At 44.2% G+C, this 17612-nt stretch carries 10 protein-coding genes; 1 reads left to right on the top strand and 9 read right to left on the bottom strand.

Annotated elements, in window-relative coordinates:
* Window positions 1–34 precede the first annotated feature (34 nt).
* The 7 genes from BFS30_RS04050 to BFS30_RS04020 form a co-directional block, all read right to left on the bottom strand.
* Complete coding sequence (locus BFS30_RS04050) at window positions 35–1537, bottom strand: RagB/SusD family nutrient uptake outer membrane protein (protein WP_069378093.1); 1503 nt, start codon at window positions 1535–1537, stop codon at window positions 35–37.
* Between the two features lie 29 nt (window positions 1538–1566).
* A complete protein-coding gene (locus BFS30_RS04045) occupies window positions 1567–4707 on the bottom strand; it encodes a SusC/RagA family TonB-linked outer membrane protein (protein ID WP_208603031.1) in 3141 nt (1046 codons plus the stop codon).
* Window positions 4708–4962: 255 nt separating this feature from the next.
* A complete protein-coding gene (locus tag BFS30_RS04040; protein ID WP_083251952.1) occupies window positions 4963–7860 on the bottom strand; it encodes a TonB-dependent receptor in 2898 nt (965 codons plus the stop codon).
* Window positions 7861–8002: 142 nt separating this feature from the next.
* Window positions 8003–9283, bottom strand: coding sequence for a serine hydrolase domain-containing protein (locus BFS30_RS04035; RefSeq protein ID WP_069378091.1), 1281 nt, complete (start codon window positions 9281–9283; stop codon window positions 8003–8005).
* An 8-nt stretch (window positions 9284–9291) separates the two neighbouring features.
* Entirely contained in the window at window positions 9292–10305 is a 1014-nt protein-coding gene (locus BFS30_RS04030) for an alpha/beta hydrolase (RefSeq protein ID WP_069378090.1), read from the bottom strand.
* A 32-nt stretch (window positions 10306–10337) separates the two neighbouring features.
* Window positions 10338–11198, bottom strand: a complete 861-nt coding sequence (locus BFS30_RS04025) for an alpha/beta hydrolase (protein ID WP_069378089.1) — start codon at window positions 11196–11198, stop codon at window positions 10338–10340.
* 101 nt (window positions 11199–11299) lie between these two features.
* The gene (locus BFS30_RS04020; protein ID WP_069378088.1) at window positions 11300–12202 is read right to left on the bottom strand and encodes a helix-turn-helix domain-containing protein; all 903 of its coding nucleotides are present in this window, start codon (window positions 12200–12202) and stop codon (window positions 11300–11302) included.
* Between the two features lie 185 nt (window positions 12203–12387).
* On the opposite strand from BFS30_RS04020, the gene BFS30_RS04015 reads away from it, so the two are divergent.
* A complete protein-coding gene (locus BFS30_RS04015; RefSeq protein WP_069378087.1) occupies window positions 12388–14070 on the top strand; it encodes a PNGase F N-terminal domain-containing protein in 1683 nt (560 codons plus the stop codon).
* Between the two features lie 105 nt (window positions 14071–14175).
* On the opposite strand, the gene BFS30_RS04010 is transcribed toward BFS30_RS04015, so the two are convergent.
* Window positions 14176–15753, bottom strand: a complete 1578-nt coding sequence (locus BFS30_RS04010) for a discoidin domain-containing protein (protein WP_069378086.1) — start codon at window positions 15751–15753, stop codon at window positions 14176–14178.
* A gap of 198 nt (window positions 15754–15951) precedes the next feature.
* Window positions 15952–17610 (bottom strand): RagB/SusD family nutrient uptake outer membrane protein, encoded by a 1659-nt coding sequence (locus BFS30_RS04005; protein WP_069378085.1) that lies wholly within the window; start codon window positions 17608–17610, stop codon window positions 15952–15954.
* Window positions 17611–17612 lie beyond the last annotated feature (2 nt).

Raw genomic sequence — 17612 nt, 5'->3', positions numbered from 1 at the left:
TTTTGTGTCGTTTAGTTTATTGACAAACCCGGGGCTAATATCCTGGTGTCGGGATCAGGTTCGTATTATTTCTCAGCTCCCTGCTTGGGATCGGGAATAATAGCTCTCTGTCGGTCAGCACGGGACCGTAACTGAATTTATGGCCCACAAAATTATCAAAGCCTTTCGTCGTTACATTAAATGCTTTGCGCAGACGTGCCATGTCAAACCAGGTCACGTTTTCAAAGCAGAGCTCGTGCCAGCGCTCTCTCCAGACTGCCTCGCGGAACTGATCTTTAGATAAACTCTGCAGATCAGTCAGTTTTGCTCTTCTCCTGATGAGGTTCAGGGCATCATAGGCTTTGGCTCCGGGCCCGGCCGCTTCATTGGACGCTTCTGCATAGAGGAGCAATACCTCCGCATAACGAATCAATGACCAGTTCAGGTCGCTGTTTGCTGTGCTGGTATGCGCCGTTACATCAAAAAGTTTATACAGAAAATATCCGCCCAGATCCACTACCAGGTTTCTATTGTCCTGGTTGGTAAACTTGGTGAAAAAGAACTGCCCTTCCTTGGCGCGTAAATCTGCAGGCTCGTATGACTTCACAAAATCTGCCGTTGCATAAATACCGCCGGTTTCGGCAGAGTAGGCAGAAATGTTCTTGTTATAAGGAATGATGAGTTCCTGCCAGTTGCCCGGCACAATCTGGGTTTTATACTGGATCATAAAAATGTTTTCATCTACATTCTTTTTGGCTGGATTGTGTAAGTCGGCGTAAGTATCAAAGAGCCTGAATTGTTTGGAATCCAATACCTCTTCTGCCTTTTTTGCCGCCAGATCATAATATTCAGCACCTTTTTGTAAAGGGTAACCGGCCATGGTCAGGTATACTTTTGCCAGCAATGATTTTGCGGCACCCATACTTGCTTTTCCGGTCAGATCTACCCAGGGCAGACCGGCAGCTTCGGCTGTTTTTAAATCTGCTACGATCAGGTTGTAAACCTCTCCGGCAGGAGCCTGATTTGGTCTTAACTGCTCTGACTTCAAGTCAACGGGTTCGGTAACCAAAGGGATGTTGCCAAATAACTGCACCAGGTTGAAATAATACCAAGCCCTCAAAAAATGCGCTTCTCCGATTAACCTTTTTGCCTCTGAGGCATCCATGGTAATCGTCGGGATCTTGGCGATGGAAAGGTTCGCATTAGCGATGCCTTTAAAATAATTTTGCCAGTAACTGAGCCCATAATTATTGTCGGCAGTATTCTGCAGGTCTTTGACAAAATAGCTGTCTACGGCTTGTCCTAGGTCAGTAGCGGCTTGTCCGGTAGCAAATTCTGTCATGGTCCAGGCCCCGCCGCCAAAGCCGCTGTTCATTGGTTCCCGCAGACTGGCATAAATCGAATTTACTGAGCTTCTGGCGTGTTCGGGTTTGGTGAAATAATTTTCTACGGTAAAATTGCTGGGATCTGATTCATCCAGAAATTTGCTGCATCCGCTCATGCATAATGCAGCGCTGGTCAAGGCCAGAAACCCATATTTTTTTATGATTGTCTTCATGATTTTTCTTTTAATAGGTTTGCATTCAATTATAATCCAATGTTCAGGCCGAGCATAAATACCCTTGGCTTTGGATAATCATACAATGCCAGGCCCTGATCGAAAGGGGCACCGGAGTTGGAAACTTCAGGATCATATCCCTTATATTTTGTTGCCACGAAAAAGTTCTGTACGGAACCATATACCCTTAACCGGTTCAGTTTTAATGAAGCCGCGGTTTTTGAAGGGAAGGTATAGGAAAGTAACAAGTTGCGCCCACGGATAAATGAACCATCTGTTACCTTATGACTGTCGTTGTTGGTGGTGTAATAGGCGTTAATCGGCCGTATTTGAGCAATGGAAGTGTTCTGATTACTTTCCGTCCAGGCATTCAGTACGGTTCTATAACTGTTTGCAATCCCTTGTCTGTCTTCTGCTGAATGTATACTCCTGTCGAGCACATCGTTGCCGTACATATATTGCAGATCTACGGTCAGTGACCATGCCTTATATTGGAAAGTATTCAGAAATGTACCAAAACCGTCGGGAATGCCATGTCCTATAATCGTTCTGTCCAGGTCATTAATCCTGCCGTCGCTATTCAGGTCCTGATATTTTACATCACCAGGCAGCATATTGTATTTCTTGGCCTCAGCAGCCTCATTGCTTCCCCAGGTACCCAGATGTACTCTTCCAAAGAAAGAGCCAACAGGTTCCCCAACCCTGATGACTCCGTTACCCGAGAAAATATCCCCGCTGGCCAGGGCAAGTACTTTGTTTTTGTTGATGGAAATGTTGAAGGTCGTACTCCAGGAAAAATCATCTGTTTTGATATTGGTAGAATTGATGCTGAATTCTACCCCTTTATTTTCCATACTTCCAACATTGGAAAAGATGCTGCCATATCCGCTGCTGAAAGGAAGAGGAGCGTCCAGTAACATCCCGTCTACTTTTCTGCGATAAAGATCAAGTTCGAAATTTAACCTGTTGGCGAATAAACCCAGTTCCAGTCCGAAATCAATCTGTTTTGTTTTCTCCCATTGCAAAGTGGAGTTGGCCATCCGGTCGATGCCGATCCCGATATTGCGCTCTCCATTAAAAATCACGTTGTAGTTTCCCATGCCTGCAAGTGCACGGTAGGCCGGAATCTCGGAGTTTCCGGTAGCCCCATAACTGGCGCGGATTTTCAGATTGGAAATTGCAGGAAGGCTTTTCATGAAATCTTCTTCAATAACCCTCCAGGCAAGGGCTGCGGAAGGGAAGAAGGCATATTGATTCTCCTTACCGAATTTGGAGGAACCGTCTGCGCGACCCGTAAAAGTAACCAGGTATTTGTTGTGTAAACTGTAATTGATACGGGCAAAATAAGAGTTTAAGCCATAAGCCTGTCCGTTAGACGAAGGGGCCTGTGGACTGGATCCGGCGCCGAGATTGTTATATAGAAAATACGAGTCGCTAAACCCTTGTGTATTGGCCTGATTTTCAAAACGGTCAACATGCTGCCAGGAAAGACCGGCCATCGCAGTTAAGGAGTGTATTTTTGCAAATTCTTTATGATAGGTCAGGTAGTTTTCGAACTGCCATGAATTGTATCTGTTGTTATTGACATAGGCATTTCCGTTGTCAGAAATATACTGCATGCCCCTCGCAGCAAAATAGTCTTCCCTTTGGTTAATGATATTGGTTCCGATATTGGATTTAAATTCCAGTCCGGGGGCAAGATGGATGTTGGCATACATATTACCCAGAAAGGTTTGGGTGCGTAAAAGAGAAATCCTGTCCGCGGCAACACGCAAAGGACTATCGCCGCCCTCCATTCCCGGATAATCTCTGTTGCTGGCCCATGACCCGTCTGCATATTTTACGGGGATGATGGGCAATGCTTCCAGCACCTGGCGCATCATGGTGATTCCTCCTCCGCCAAGCTGATCTACCTGCTTTTCGTTCTGATCGGTGTATCCCATCGTGCCACCTACTTTCAGCCATTCTTTGATCTGACTGTCAAACACAAACCGGCCTGCATATCTTTTTTGCCAGGAGCCCTTTGCCAGGCCTTCTTGATTGCGGTAATTCAAAAAGGCAGCCATACTCTTCTTTTCTGTGCCGTCGCTAAACCCAAGCTGGTGATTTTGGGTGAAAGCGTTTTGGAAGGATTCTTTCTGCCAGTCTGTATCGTACAATGGATTTCCCTGGGCATCGAATAGTTTAGGATTGGTACGTTTGGTTTTAGGGTCGGTATATTTTGTACCGGTTGCCCATCCTATGGGATCGTATTTTTTAGCATTGGCATACGCGAGGTCTTCCACAGCCAGGAACTCTTTTGAATTGAGTACTTCCAGCTTTCTGGGAAGCACACCTATGCTGAAATCAGGATCATAGGTAATGACTCCTCCGGCTGAACTGCCGCGTTTAGTTGTAACCATAATGACACCATTTGCGCCTCTTGCTCCATAAATTGCGGTAGAAGAAGCATCTTTCAGGACTTCAATAGAGGCAACATCATTGGGGTTGAGGTAATCTATCGGGGTGCTGCCGTTTCTAAGGTCTACGGCATTCAGGATAACCCCGTCAATAACATATAATGGATTATTGGAAACACTCAGTGAGCTTGATCCGCGGATGCGGATATTAGCCCTGCCACCTGGTCTGCCTGAATTGGAAGATACATTGACTCCGGATACACGGCCAGACAGTCCCTGGTTAAGGGAAGAGGCGGGACGCTCCTGCAGGGCTTCAGCTTTAACGGTACCCACGGCTCCGGTTAAATCTGATTTTTTAGCCGTTCCATATCCAACTACCACGACTTCATCGAGATCCTGTAGTTGTGGTTCCATCCGGATGGTCATCGTTCCGGAAGTAACCTTTACCTCTTTGCTGGTATAACCAACATAAGAAATCATCAGGACCGCATTGTCAGCAAGATCCTTCAGACTAAAATTTCCGTCGTTATCAGTGGTGGTCGTCCTTTCGGTGTTTTTTACTTTAATACTGGCTCCTGGTATTCCAAGGCCCTGTTCATCCAATACCCGACCCCGTACATCGATGGGAGGGGTCTTTGAATAATGACCGGGGTCTTTTAAATCCTTAGCATTTAGCTGCATGTTAGTGGCCATAAATAAGATGGCGAGAAGGCAAATGATTTTTTGGCGCAAAGCCCGGCCATTGGGCCTAAAGGCGAAAAACTTGTTCATAGTTAGCTGATTAATTTGGTTAGGGTAACTCATATCCTTGAAAGGATATGGTGCTATACTGATGAAGTTATCCGAAAAACTATTGCCATTATTAGCAAATTTTTGCTATTTATTAAGTTATTTTGTCAAGAAGACAGCTGTATTCGCTTGTGTCTAACCGCATTATGCATGGGTTTGTCAGGGTTGACAAGTTGGAGGGAAATCCGTTGGATGGAGTAGAAATCCGGTTATCCTTAGGATAACCGGACCAAATGATTAGAATTGATAGGTTGCTGTCAGATAGTATGCTCTTGGTAAAACAGCGATGGTAGAATAGGGCTGATTTGTAGCTACCGCTTTATCATACATGGCACTCGTAAAACTGGAATTACCCGAAATCACCTCGAATATACCCCCAGGTCTTACCCAGCTCATTACACCGTATTTATTGAACAGGTTGTTGATGTTTAAGCTAAGCTGCATCTTTTTTGATACTTCATAGCCTGCGGCAAGATCAAACTGCGAAAAGGAAGGCAGTTTAAAGACATTGACAGAATTTGCCTGACGGCTGCCGAGATAGGACCAGGTTAAAGCAGTATAAAATTTACCAGAGGTGTACGTTGGGGAAACATTAATCATTATCCTCGGTGCATTTTCAGTTTCATTTCCGGTATAAGATATGATGCTGTCATCGGCAGGCCCGCTTCCGTTAGCTACCCAATTGTCGAGGGCCAGGATCCTGGATTTTTGTACAGTCGCCACGCCACGCAGGCTAAAATGCTCATCAAGCCTGTAATTTGCTTCGATCTCTACTCCATAGGTTCTGTATTTACCATAAGTCATCGGAGGAGAGTAGAACCCGGTTTCAACAGACCCAAAGAAAGCACCGTTAGGAACCCCGCTTAAAATGCTGTAAAATGGGGTAACAAAAAGGTTTAGTGCTCCTGATCTTGCTTTTAACCCAAATTCTACCTGTTGAGTGGTTCTCAATTGTGGATTCAGCAGCCCGATGGTCTCTGTTCTGTTCGAGGCAAAATAGATGTCCAGATCGGGCGCTTTCTTGCCTTGAGAGTAACGTCCGTATAAGGCAAGGTTGTCACTGAATTTGTAGTTTAAGGCCCCGGAAAAAGACAGGGAGTTGAGTGTTTTATCAAAATGTACGGTGGTCTCATGGCCCTGAACATTATTGTCGTACAAGGTAAAGATACTGCCGTCAACTCCCCCCTGTATTCCTGTTTTTGAATAACCGCGAATATTATGCCCTTTTACATTTACCCTTTCATAACGTAGCCCCCAGTCGAAGGTTAATTGCGGGTTGATTTCCCAGCTATGTCCAAAAAATAGGGCTCCCTGTGTCTGACGGGCGTTATAAGAAATCATATTTCCTAAATCACCACTCAGCTGTCCGGTCCCTTCCGGATTGGTAAACTGATAAACACCTGCAGGTCCGAGGATTGGAACATTTGCCGGTGTAAGTCCATATACGGGTGCGCCGGTAAGACTGAGCGATAGCAATTGGGGACGGTTTTGGAGGGTGCTTAATGTCATTCCATTTGTTCCGGAATACCGGTGGACATTGGAATAGCCAAAATACCCGCCAAGTGTAAAGGTCATATGGTCGATTCGTTTATTAAATGAAAACTGGTCCAGAAATTCATTGGTTTTGTTGTCATAATAGCCCAATGGAGAGGCGAGAATGGAGTTGGCAGCGATGTCCTGTCCGGGTAAGTCATTTTTATTGACTACATAGCTAAGTCCGTTTGAAGTCACATTTAGGACCTCCTGACCGGTATTTACATTTTTGAATGAAAAAGTCCCCACACCGATAGTGCCCAGCATCAGGGCCGAAAGAGTGGGGTCTGCAACACTGGTGGCAATATTTGCATTCGTGAAGTTGGCCAGCGTCCGGTTGTCTGAATACCTGGCGTTATTGTTAAAAGTCCAGCCTTTGCCCATTTGATGGTCCCAGGCAAAACCCAGGGATTTATAGAGGTTATGGGTTAAATTTTTTGGGTTGTATTCAATTGATCCACCGGCTTTATTTAGAAAATCAGTGGAACTAAAGGTATAAGCCGGAGGCAATACGGTGCCATTTGCATCGAAGCCGTTTGCAGGTCTGGGATTGGAGTAACTGGTCGTCGGGATGGGTTGTGGATTTGCATTTTTGTCATTCAGGTATTTCAGGTAGAACTTTAAAGTCCCGTTATGATATTTTTTGATCACATTGGCTTTAACCTGACCTCCGGCATTCATGCGATAACCTGGCGATCGTGCTCCCTGGTCATACCGGTAAAAACCACCGATATTATAAAACCAATCTTTCGCAGCCGGCCCGCTGAAGTTTGCATCTATTTTTCCGTAGTTGTTGGCTCCATCTCCAACCAGACCGTATTTGGCTCTCAATTCTCCTTTAAAAGTATCCCCTCCGGTTTTAGAAACGTAGTTAAAAATACCTCCTGGAGCATTGGCTGCGGTAATAGAAGCGCTGCCACCTCTTACTGCGTCAAGCCGGTCGAGGGTAATATCCGGACGAAGAAAATAATCCGGTGTATAACCGTAATAGGTGGTATTGGTAACGGGCAGACCGTCTTCCTGCATAGACACATATTCATAGCCTACATCTTGTGTGCCTACTGTGGTTCCCCTTGAGGTTACTGTATTTCTGATTTCTCCGGCGGAAGAATTGACAAAAACACCGGGAACATTACGCAGCAAATCTGCCGCACTGGCAGGTACAATACGTTGCATCTGACTGGCAGTTAGGGTGCTGATCGCTACCGAAGCGTCCATACGCTTACGTTTATCGAATACGCCTGTAACTAAAACCTCATCCATTTCATTGGTATATTCGGTCATGATGATGCGTAATGGTGTGGCGGGGGGAATGGCGGATATGGGCACTTCTTTGCTTTGATAGCCCAGAAATGAAATGATCAGTACCATATTGCCTTGTGAAAGGCCGGGTAAGGAGAAATTTCCATTCTGATCACTTATCGTAGTCCTTTCGCTACCCTTAATTTTAACACTCGCTCCGGGAATGGCAAGGCCTGTCTTGTCAGTGATTTTGCCATTTATGGTCGTTTGCTGGCCATAGCTAAGGTTAAAAATAAACTGCATCCAGAAAAATATCTGGAAGATCTTAGCCGCAGTATGTTTTGATATCATTCTTTTCATAGCATTATGATTTGGTTAGGAGTAGCTTCTGTAGTCACCAGGTAGAAAAAAACGACATAGTGATCTCAGGTGCCGAATTTTACCTCCGGCAGTAAATAGATAATTTCAAAAAAAGGGGATGATATTTTTGTTAATCCATAGTTTATTCCAGTGATTGATAGACCAGTACCCTGAATTTGTCAGCTAATTCATTCCGGCTAAATGGGTATTGCTGCATAAACAGTAATGCAACCAGTTTTTCTTTGGGATCTGCCCAATAAACGGTGCCGAAAAAACCACCCCAGGAAAAGCTGCCCTCAGACTGCCCGAGTTTTAAACTGCCTTTCGCTGTGGTAATTAAAAAACCAAGACCAAACTTATCGTCACCTAAGGAAAGCTCACCGATCTGGTTTTTAGTCATGATTTCTACGGTATGTCTGGCCAGGATCTTTTTGCCGTTATAAGTTCCGTTATTTAGCAGCATCTGCAGGAAGATGGCATAATCCTGTATGGTCGATACCAGAGCCGAACCGCCTGCAAAATATCCGTTCTGGTTAGTGGGATAATCGATGGTCATGCCGGGAAAGGTGTCACTGGTCCAGGGTTCTGGTCGGTGGCTTTGTTTATTTTCAGTGTAAACTTTTACCAGACGTCCCTGTTTGTTTTCGGGGAGATAAAAATAGGTGTCATTCATGCCCAGCGGTTCAAAAATCCGTTGATGGAAAAAGTCGTCCAGGTTCATACCGGAGACAATTTCAACCAGGCGACCCAATACATCAATACTTAAGCTATAGGTGAATTTTTCTCCGGGATTATGAATTAATGGGAGCTTCCCTAACTTATTGATGGCCTCGGCTAAACTTTGTTTTTTCAGAACAAAACCTGCCTCAATGCCGGCCTTGGCATATATCGCTTTCATTTGCGGGGAGCCGATCTGGGCATAGTCGATCCCTGAAGTATGACTAAGCAGATCGCGAATCGTAATTTCCCGCTTTGCCGGTACGGTCGTATAGCTGGAGTCTTTCTCATTAAAGGTTTGTAATAAGGCAGGTTTGGCAAAAGAAGGAATGTATTTTGATATCGGATCATCTAACAAGAATTTCCCTTCTTCAAATAAGATCATGACCGCAGTACTGGTGATGGCTTTTGTCTGCGAGGCAATGCGAAAGATGGCGTCTTTTTGAAGTGGCGTGTTTTTTTTGACGTCGTCTTTTCCAAAAGCTTTGTGGTAGACAATTTTACCATCTCTGGCGATAAATGCCGCGGCCCCGTTAATCCAGTTGCTGTCTATATATTGTTTTAAGGTCTGATCGATACGGAGTAAGCGCTCTTCTGAAAAACCGCTGGCCGAAGGGCTGCCTGGTTGAAGAGTCTTAGCTTGTCCGAATGCGTATTGCTGCATAAACAGACCTAATACAAGGAGGTTAAAAATAGAAGTTTTCATATCAGCTGTTATTTAAGGTACTGATTTAAAATGCTGTAAAATTCACCGTAAAACCGGTCAGGTAACGCACCATGTGGATATCCTGGGTAGTTGTGCAGCTCAACCGGAATACCGGTAGCGATCAGCCTGTTTGCATAGTCCAGGGCGCCGTCACGCAAAGGGTCAACACCACAGGTGACCACATAAGTAGGAGGCAGGCCCTGGAGGTTTTTGGCCAGGCCGGGTAAAGCATGATCCGGTATCAAACCCTTTTTTACATTGTCAGCCCCAATGTACATATTTAACAAAGGACTGATGTCAGCTCCTTTTACACCTGGGATGTTATAGTATTCTACGACTGAGGTCCTGGTGGTGTCTAAATCTGCTGGTGGGAATAGCAAAACCTGTAAACCTATCTTGGGTCCGTTTCTATCTCTTGCGCTGAGTACAACTGTTCCGGCAACTGCGGCACCGGCACTTCCGCCACCTACTGCAATATGTTTGGGATCGGCGCCGATTTCTGCAGCATGTTTTACACTCCACAATAAGGCGGCATATCCGTCATTTACCCCTGCAGGATAAATGTTTTCCGGCGCCAGACGATACTGGACAGAAACTACCACTACACCGGCTCTGATGGCAGTATTGGCGGCCATTTGATGGTCGCTGTTTAAATCACCATATATGAACCCACCACCATGAAACAGCAGTAACAAGGGCGCTAATGTCAAATGTTTAGGCTTATAAATGCGGATCGGGATTTCCGGATCTTTGGGGTTTAAACCGGGAATATTGATATAGGTGATGTCTACACTATCGGCATTTTTAAGTACCGGGATGGTTCTTTCCTGCTCCTTTTTTCTGACGCTGCGAATATTTTCCATATTCAGAACGGTGACCGGCCAGAAGGCTGCGGGTTTGAATTGGGGAATAAGTCTTTCCGCCACTTCTTTTGGTACCAAAGGTTTGACCTCCTGGTTTTTCTGTGCGCAGACCGTTAAAGTTAGCGTGGCTAACAGTAATGTTGGTATCAGTTTTCTCATATGACTAACTGTATGGTGATGAAATTAGGTGACTATTTTCCGTATTTACTGATCCAGTTAATGGCTTCATGATAAACCAATGTCCGGGTCGCCGGATCTTTCTTTGTATTCAGATCATGGCCAGCCCCTGGAATTGGCAATAATTTATGGATTACATTTTTAGCTTTGAGCTGATCGCTTAATTGTTGTGACTGAGAGAAATGAACAACGGGATCAGTAGTCCCATGAATGATCAGTGTAGGAATATTCTTAATGTGGGTAATCGGACTGGAATTGGCATAGGCAGGGTCCAGAGCCTGACCTCTGATGTATTTTTTACCGGTCATCATTTCTATGACGCCAAGCAGTCCGACTTTTGCGGAATAATTCAGGACGGTGGTATCTGCCAGGTTGGTCGGACCGCACAGGTCAACAATGGCCTTAATTTTTTTGTTAGTGGTATAGCTGTACAATAAGGCAACATGTGCTCCTGAACTACCACCGGTAAGGCTAAAATTATCCTTTCTGATGTTCCAGTCCTGGGCATTAGCAATACAATAATTTAAGGCATTGTCTACATCTTCCATCATTTGAAGATAATGTACGCTGTCGGTACTGGCATAGCGGTAATTAATGCTGACTACGGCAATGTGGTTGTTGAATAGAGAATCTGCGTATTCCTGCGCATCTTCTTTCCCAGCTTTTACCCATGCCCCACCATGGATCAGCAATACAAGAGGAGTTTGTTTACTTCTACCTGCCGGCAAATAGACATCCATTACATTTCTTGGATGTTTCCCATAAGCGACGTTTTTTAGTTTTTTTTCTGTGGAAGAGCTAGTAACCTGTTTTGTGGAGGAGCAGCCACTGAGGATGATAAACAAGGTAAATACAGCAAGTATGGACTTTTTCATAATAGAAAATACATTTGGTTTCCTAAAATTACTCGCATTGATTGGCCCCGGTATGTCGAATCGGAAATCATTTGACTCCAATCGGGAATATTTGGGCCAGATTAGAACCTTTTGATACAAGCTGTTCTCGCCATAGCCGGAGAAACACCAAAAAACCTTTCGTAAAGTTTAGAAAAATGTGAACGATTGGTATAACCCAACCTGTTACAGATTTCCTGTATAGGAAGGTCGGTATTCTGGATCAGCTCACGCGCCTGTTCCATCCGAAACTTAATTTTGTACTGGTGCAGCGGCAGTCCGTATACTTTTCTGAAATCCCGTTTCAGGTCACATTCATTTAAGCCTACTTTACGGCTCAGCTGTTTGATGATTAAAATATTGGAGGTGTCGGTTTCGATCAGGAACCTGGCTTCATCGAGAGCGGCCAGACGGGAATCTCTAATGCCTTCAAAATGTCGGTCTAAATTATTGTTCTTTATAGAATCCATCCAGAAATAGATAAATTCCAGCATCTTGCTTTCCAGCAGGATGGTATTGGATGCCTGACCGATGGGAATGTTGAAGATTTGTTTTTGCAGGTTTACAATATGTTTGTTGTTGCAGTATTTTTCAAACTGATCGGTAAGTTTATGTTTATCGATATTCAGGTAAACTTCAGGAATAAAGAACCTGATGCCGTCTGTCTCAGTGATCTCCCATTCAAACCGTTTAATCCCTTCTATAAAGGAGGAATGAATGTTACCGTGCTTATTCAACCTGAAATCGATGAGGCCTTTTTGTCCGACAGGGTCATTTGACAGGAAAGTTGTATCCTCCAGAAATTTCCATTTCCCTCTGAAGAAGTGGATGTCTTTACGGATAAACAATTGCAGTATACCTTCACCAATACGGTCTGGTAATGCCAGATGATGTGAATTCCAGGCCTCATTGATACTGAAACCATAGTTGTTGACCAGTGTTTTTGCGAAGTTGACAGGGTTAATATATGGTAAGTTTAGTTCCATGGTAAATTGCCTGTAATTTGAATTTTTTGTATGCGGTATTTGCAATCTACTTTTTTTTTATGAAATATTTAAGATATAATGATCTTATTATGTGCTGGTTAAGCTGATTTTTTGCGGAAAGCAGAAATATTCATTTTTTATCAAAAATAGATTTAATGATGATCCTATGCTTAACTTTAGCCCCCATGAGAACCTTACTAACCGGATGTGTATTGCTTTTAATGGGCTCACCATTATTTGCGCAGAAAAAGAATGCTGATCTTTCCCAGGCGGTTGTTACGTATAAATTCCGTAGCAATGGGAAAGATGTTGGCGGAGAGCTAAAACTATTTACCAATGGAACCCAGGCACGCGTAGCCCGTCAGGGTAAACAAACTGAAGAACAATTCCTGCAATTTAAAGAAGCTGCAAGTTATCAGGTGCTGAACAACAAGGGAATGGCTTATACCTTTAAAAAGCCATTTTCTGAATATACCAAAGCGGAACTGCTGCCAGGTATAGATACCATCTGTGGCATCGCCTGTAAAAAGGCAAAGCTCTTTATCCGTTCCAATACGATTGAGGTATGGTACAATACTGACTTAAAAATCAAAGGTACACCGACGATTTCTATTGCACCCGATATGGGCCTGGTACTTAAAGTGATCCGCAACGGGAATTCTGAAACAGTGGCAAGCCGTATCGATTATCGCAAAATTACCGCGGAGGAACTGAACTGGCCTGCACAATGGGGAAAGTTATTGGATGAACCGGCTTATCAGCGTCAGATCATAGAAAGCCGGTATCAGACGATCCGGATTTTCAATGATGAACAGATTCACTTTGGCCGGAAAATAGAAAACCCAACCGGGGAGCGGGCCAATGTTACCTATCATTTTTCCGGCGGTACCGTAATCCTTAAAAAAGTGAAGCTGCCTGAAACTTCGGCCGGACAAAACCTGTTTGCTGAATTGATACAACATTCTAACGGAGATGCATACGACCGTACCGGATCCGTATTTATGATCCCGGTAGACCGGAAAGTATCTTTTCTTCAGGCCCTTCAGAACGGCTTACAGGTACTCCCTGTATATGAGGGAAAAAACGGGAAGAAATATCAGGGGGTAACCGCTACGGATCAATATCTCCCGCCACTGGAACTGATGCGTTTTTTCACTTCTTTCGGAGCCGGACACTTTAACGAACAGGCAAAAATACAGGGATACAACTGGGCAGATTCGGTAGTATACAAACAAGATATTACAGCATTGCTGCCAAGCTTACAAGGCGAAGTATGGATCGGGGTTTTTATTGGGAACTATGATAAAGGCGGGCATAAAGCGAGCCTGAATTTTAAATATTATCCGGGAGATGGAGCTGAAGATAAAAACCTTAAAAAGACCTGGATGATGCCGGCCTTTAACACCACGAATCTGATGGAGATGGCAGGGCAGGAGTATGGGACAATGTTCGACAAGGATTCGCTTACCGTAACCGTAGATGTGCCTGCAGGGGTTAAAAACCTTCGCTTAAGGTACCTGACTACCGGACATGGTGGATGGGAGAACGGAGATGAATTTGTGCCTAAACAAAATGAGATTTTTGTGGACGGAAAACGGGTTTATCATTTTATCCCATGGAGGGAAGATTGTGCGACTTACCGCATGTTGAATCCTGCTTCAGGTAATTTTGGCAATGGCTTGTCTTCTTCAGACCTGAGCCGCTCCAACTGGTGTCCGGGTACAATTACCCTTCCGGTGGAAATTCCTTTGCCGGAGCTGAAGGAAGGAAAGCATACGCTAAAGGTGGCTATTCCGCTGGGTAAACCGGAAGGAACGAGCTTCAGTGCATGGAATGTCTCTGGTGTACTGATCGGAGAGCGGGAATAGACCGGAAACCTGTAGCTTTTTATCATAAAAGGTTGGATTTCAAACGGCGAAAGCACGATGAAATCCAACCTTTTTTATTAAGCTGCTATTCCTGAAAAAATAATCTTAGTCTTTATAAGTACCCACTTCGCTGAGTGCTGCGAACTGTGCACCGTCATAAGAAGATTTCATGTTTAACTTAAAATACTTGAAATTTTTAACGGTTGATAAAATGATATCCTGTGGAGTGGTCGTATCCAGTAAGGTGAAATCACCAAGACTGGTCCAGCTGGAGCCATTGTTACTGGTTAGAATTTCAAGAAGCTTTACTTTTCTGGAATCTCTCTGTCTGAAGGTAAACCTGTTAACGTCTTTGCGTGCACCCATGTTAATCACCAGGTAATGTGGGTAACTGGCAGCACTGGAAGACCAACGGGAATGCCAGTAAGTATTCACTGCATCATCAATTACGTTAACGGCTGCTCCACTTTCACTTGCCGTTTCCTGCGAGCTGAAAGAAGTAATGCTCCATGTCGATTTATTGTAAACGGGCTTGTCGCCGAAATTGATGACAGGAACATCATTGGCAAATGAATAATCGGTTGCATAAGTACTTATACTGCCGTTTTCATGGACATAACGTATCGTAAATTCATAATTGGTATTCGCTTTATCCCTGAAGTCTGAAACAGGCATGCTCACGTAAAAGCTATCCGTTCCAACTGGCTTTGCCGCAAAGGTCACCGAATTGTATCCACCATTATCATTTCCTTTATTTCTGTGATAAAAGGCTATATCCTTCACCGCTTTGGTAGTGGAGAATTTTCCGGAAACAATGATATTCCCATTTTGATACTTTGCGAAAAGTTTTTTAAGCTGGAATCCCGGATCTGCATACCAATCTGATCTGGATGCGGTACTGAAAGTCTGGCCATTGGCAAGGATGGCGGCGTCTGCAGGAGAGAGATAAGTAGCTGATTTGCCAAGAGTCCCATTTCCGTAGCCCATCAAGGTGGTACCGTACGAAATATTTTGAGACTGAGCTCCGCCATTATGCGGAAGGTTGATGCCATGTCCCAGCTCATGCGCAAAGCCACCAATCCATTTAGTAGAGAATTTGTCATCTGGTTTACCCAGGTTGAGGGTATCCAGGCCAGTGTAATCCAGTGCGAAACACCAGCGGCCGATTCCGTAAAACGGCCCTCCGCTAGGATCACCGTTTGAGCCATAGGAATAAGTAGGCATAATCACCAGAATATGGTCGCTGGTTTTTTCTGTCGGATGTGCCGAATAATAAGCATTAACCTCTGTCATTACTGCTCCGGCTCCGCCCTCATAAGGATATTGAGCTTTAGGTTGTGCCCCTCTGATGACCGCCATCTTTAATTTTCCCTGCGCGTTAACAGGCAATCCAATTGTTTTATTGGTATATCCCCAGTGGTTCATCCATTTGGAAATAAAATTCTGGGTATAGACCATTACGCCATTTATCCGTTGTTGGTAACCTGGAACGGTGTCTAAATCTGAAGGGATGAAGTAAACGACATTGAGGTTGTTTAAGCCAGATTGTGGACCATCGCCGGTACCAGCTATAGCATTTGCCCGGATTTGTCCGTTAGCCGGGACTTCTACTGCTCTTTTACAGCTAAAAGTCGTCATCGTTGCCACCGCAATTAGAATGGCTAGTAATAGGTTTTTTTTCATAGTTTGTTGGTTTAAATTTATAGTTGATGATTAGTTTTTGATTTAATAGGACCTACATAGAAAAAAATGGGAATCGGATTTAAAGAAACCGGACATCGTGTTTTTGATGCCCGGTTTGAGACACCGGTAAAAGGCGACCAAACCTTTTGTGTATCTCATGTTGCCGGGTGCTAACCAAATCACCCTGATGGCAGAAGATTAATAACCAGTATTTTGTGTGAGTATTGCGTTTGATAAGTCCATCTGGTTCTGTGGAATTGGCATCAGGTACAATTTGTCTGTCCATACTCTTTTCTGAGCCAGTGTATTCCTTATATCCGTAATGTTCTTCATCACCTGCGGCGCAATCTTCCATCTGCGGATATCCATATAACGCTGACCTTCAAGGGCAAGTTCGATCCTTCTTTCTCTATGGATTAATTCCCGTAAAGATGTTTTGGAATTGTACTTTGCCTGATCTACCTGCGGCATACCTGCCCTGTCTCTGATGTCATTAAGTGCCTGATAAACGGAGGCATCTGGGCCTGCCAATTCATTCTGAGCCTCCGCATAAGTCAATAGAATTTCTGCATAGCGGATCAGGATCACATTGGAATAATTGTCCAGCTGGGCCTTATAAATTTCAGGGTCAACCATTTTTCTGAAATTATATCCTGTAGAGGAGTTGTTGTTACCTCCGCCATTCCAGGCAAATTCATACCCGCTTTCTATGTTATTCCAGGGGCTTCCCACAAATTGAACAGTCGCATAAAACCTTGGATCACGGTTTTTATATTCATTGGCAAATGCTGCATCGTTGTTTTTGAAGAGTGTGGCACGTACTGCAGGATCTACCACTGGTACAGGTTCTCCTGTTTTATAGTTCAGGTAGTCATTTACCAGTTCCTGGGTAGGCGTTACAGAAGACCATCCCCCAAGGTTTGCAGAAGGTAAAAAGGTATTCAGGGTATTGGCATCTTTTTGTTGGATGTACTGCCTGTCAAGGATCACCTCGCTGTTTTGCTTGTTCTTTGCCCAGAAAATCTGCTCATAGCTTCTGATACCCAGACGGAATTTTTTCTCTTCTGCAGCATTGCTGAAAGTAGCCCATTTGCTATAGTCGTCACCTAAATCATCGCCGGTTTCTGCACTTACTTTGAATAAGGAATAACCTAATGTCATGACTTCTTTAGCGGCATCTGTAGCAACTTTCCAGTCCGAATTGTATAACGCAGCTCTGGCTTTAAGGGCAATTGCCGCACCTTTGGTAACCCTGCCTTTGTCGTTATATTTCCCTCCGGCATAAGTCTGAGGCAGGATCTGAGCTACTGCTGTCAGTTCGTCTATAATGAACTTGTAAACTTCTGCTTTTGGGGCTCTCTTGACGTCTACTTCTGCAAACTGAAGGGTTTTGGTAATCAGCGGAACATCTCCGAACTTATTGAGCAGATCCAGATAAGAGAATGCCCTTAGGAACCTGGCTTCCGCTTTATACCTTTCTTTTCTGCCGGCATCCATTTGTACTTTGTCTGCATTTTCTAAGAGGAGATTGGCACTTCTGATGGCTCCAAAACTCCATCCTGCATCGGTGGTAGAAGTAATGTCTCCTGCGGAAACGACGGTGGCTGTACTTTCCCATGGATACTGACCATAGGCGTTATCGGTTTTGGCATCATCATAGATAGTACCGCCTTCACCGGGAAGGGTGGAGCTGTAGGTGTCATTTAATGCTGAAAACAGGTCATTTTCTGTTTTCCAGAAAGTGGCGTCCGACAACTGATCCTGTGGAGGTCTGTTTAAAAAGTCTTTTTTGCAGGAGCTGATAGCCAGTACGATAACAAAAGCACCAATCCATTTGATATAAATATTCTTTTTCATCT

Origin of the sequence: Pedobacter steynii (assembly GCF_001721645.1) — a bacterium.
GTDB classification, from domain to species: domain Bacteria; phylum Bacteroidota; class Bacteroidia; order Sphingobacteriales; family Sphingobacteriaceae; genus Pedobacter; species Pedobacter steynii_A.
This window is presented reverse-complemented; position numbering and strand designations above follow the sequence as displayed.

Coding starts and splice junctions, on each gene's coding strand:
- BFS30_RS04050 (WP_069378093.1), bottom strand. CDS start 1,537: ATGAAGACAATCATAAAAAAATATGGGTTTCTGGCCTTGACCAGCGCT.
- BFS30_RS04045 (WP_208603031.1), bottom strand. CDS start 4,707: ATGAACAAGTTTTTCGCCTTTAGGCCCAATGGCCGGGCTTTGCGCCAA.
- BFS30_RS04040 (WP_083251952.1), bottom strand. CDS start 7,860: ATGAAAAGAATGATATCAAAACATACTGCGGCTAAGATCTTCCAGATA.
- BFS30_RS04035 (WP_069378091.1), bottom strand. CDS start 9,283: ATGAAAACTTCTATTTTTAACCTCCTTGTATTAGGTCTGTTTATGCAG.
- BFS30_RS04030 (WP_069378090.1), bottom strand. CDS start 10,305: ATGAGAAAACTGATACCAACATTACTGTTAGCCACGCTAACTTTAACG.
- BFS30_RS04025 (WP_069378089.1), bottom strand. CDS start 11,198: ATGAAAAAGTCCATACTTGCTGTATTTACCTTGTTTATCATCCTCAGT.
- BFS30_RS04020 (WP_069378088.1), bottom strand. CDS start 12,202: ATGGAACTAAACTTACCATATATTAACCCTGTCAACTTCGCAAAAACA.
- BFS30_RS04015 (WP_069378087.1), top strand. CDS start 12,388: ATGAGAACCTTACTAACCGGATGTGTATTGCTTTTAATGGGCTCACCA.
- BFS30_RS04010 (WP_069378086.1), bottom strand. CDS start 15,753: ATGAAAAAAAACCTATTACTAGCCATTCTAATTGCGGTGGCAACGATG.
- BFS30_RS04005 (WP_069378085.1), bottom strand. CDS start 17,610: ATGAAAAAGAATATTTATATCAAATGGATTGGTGCTTTTGTTATCGTA.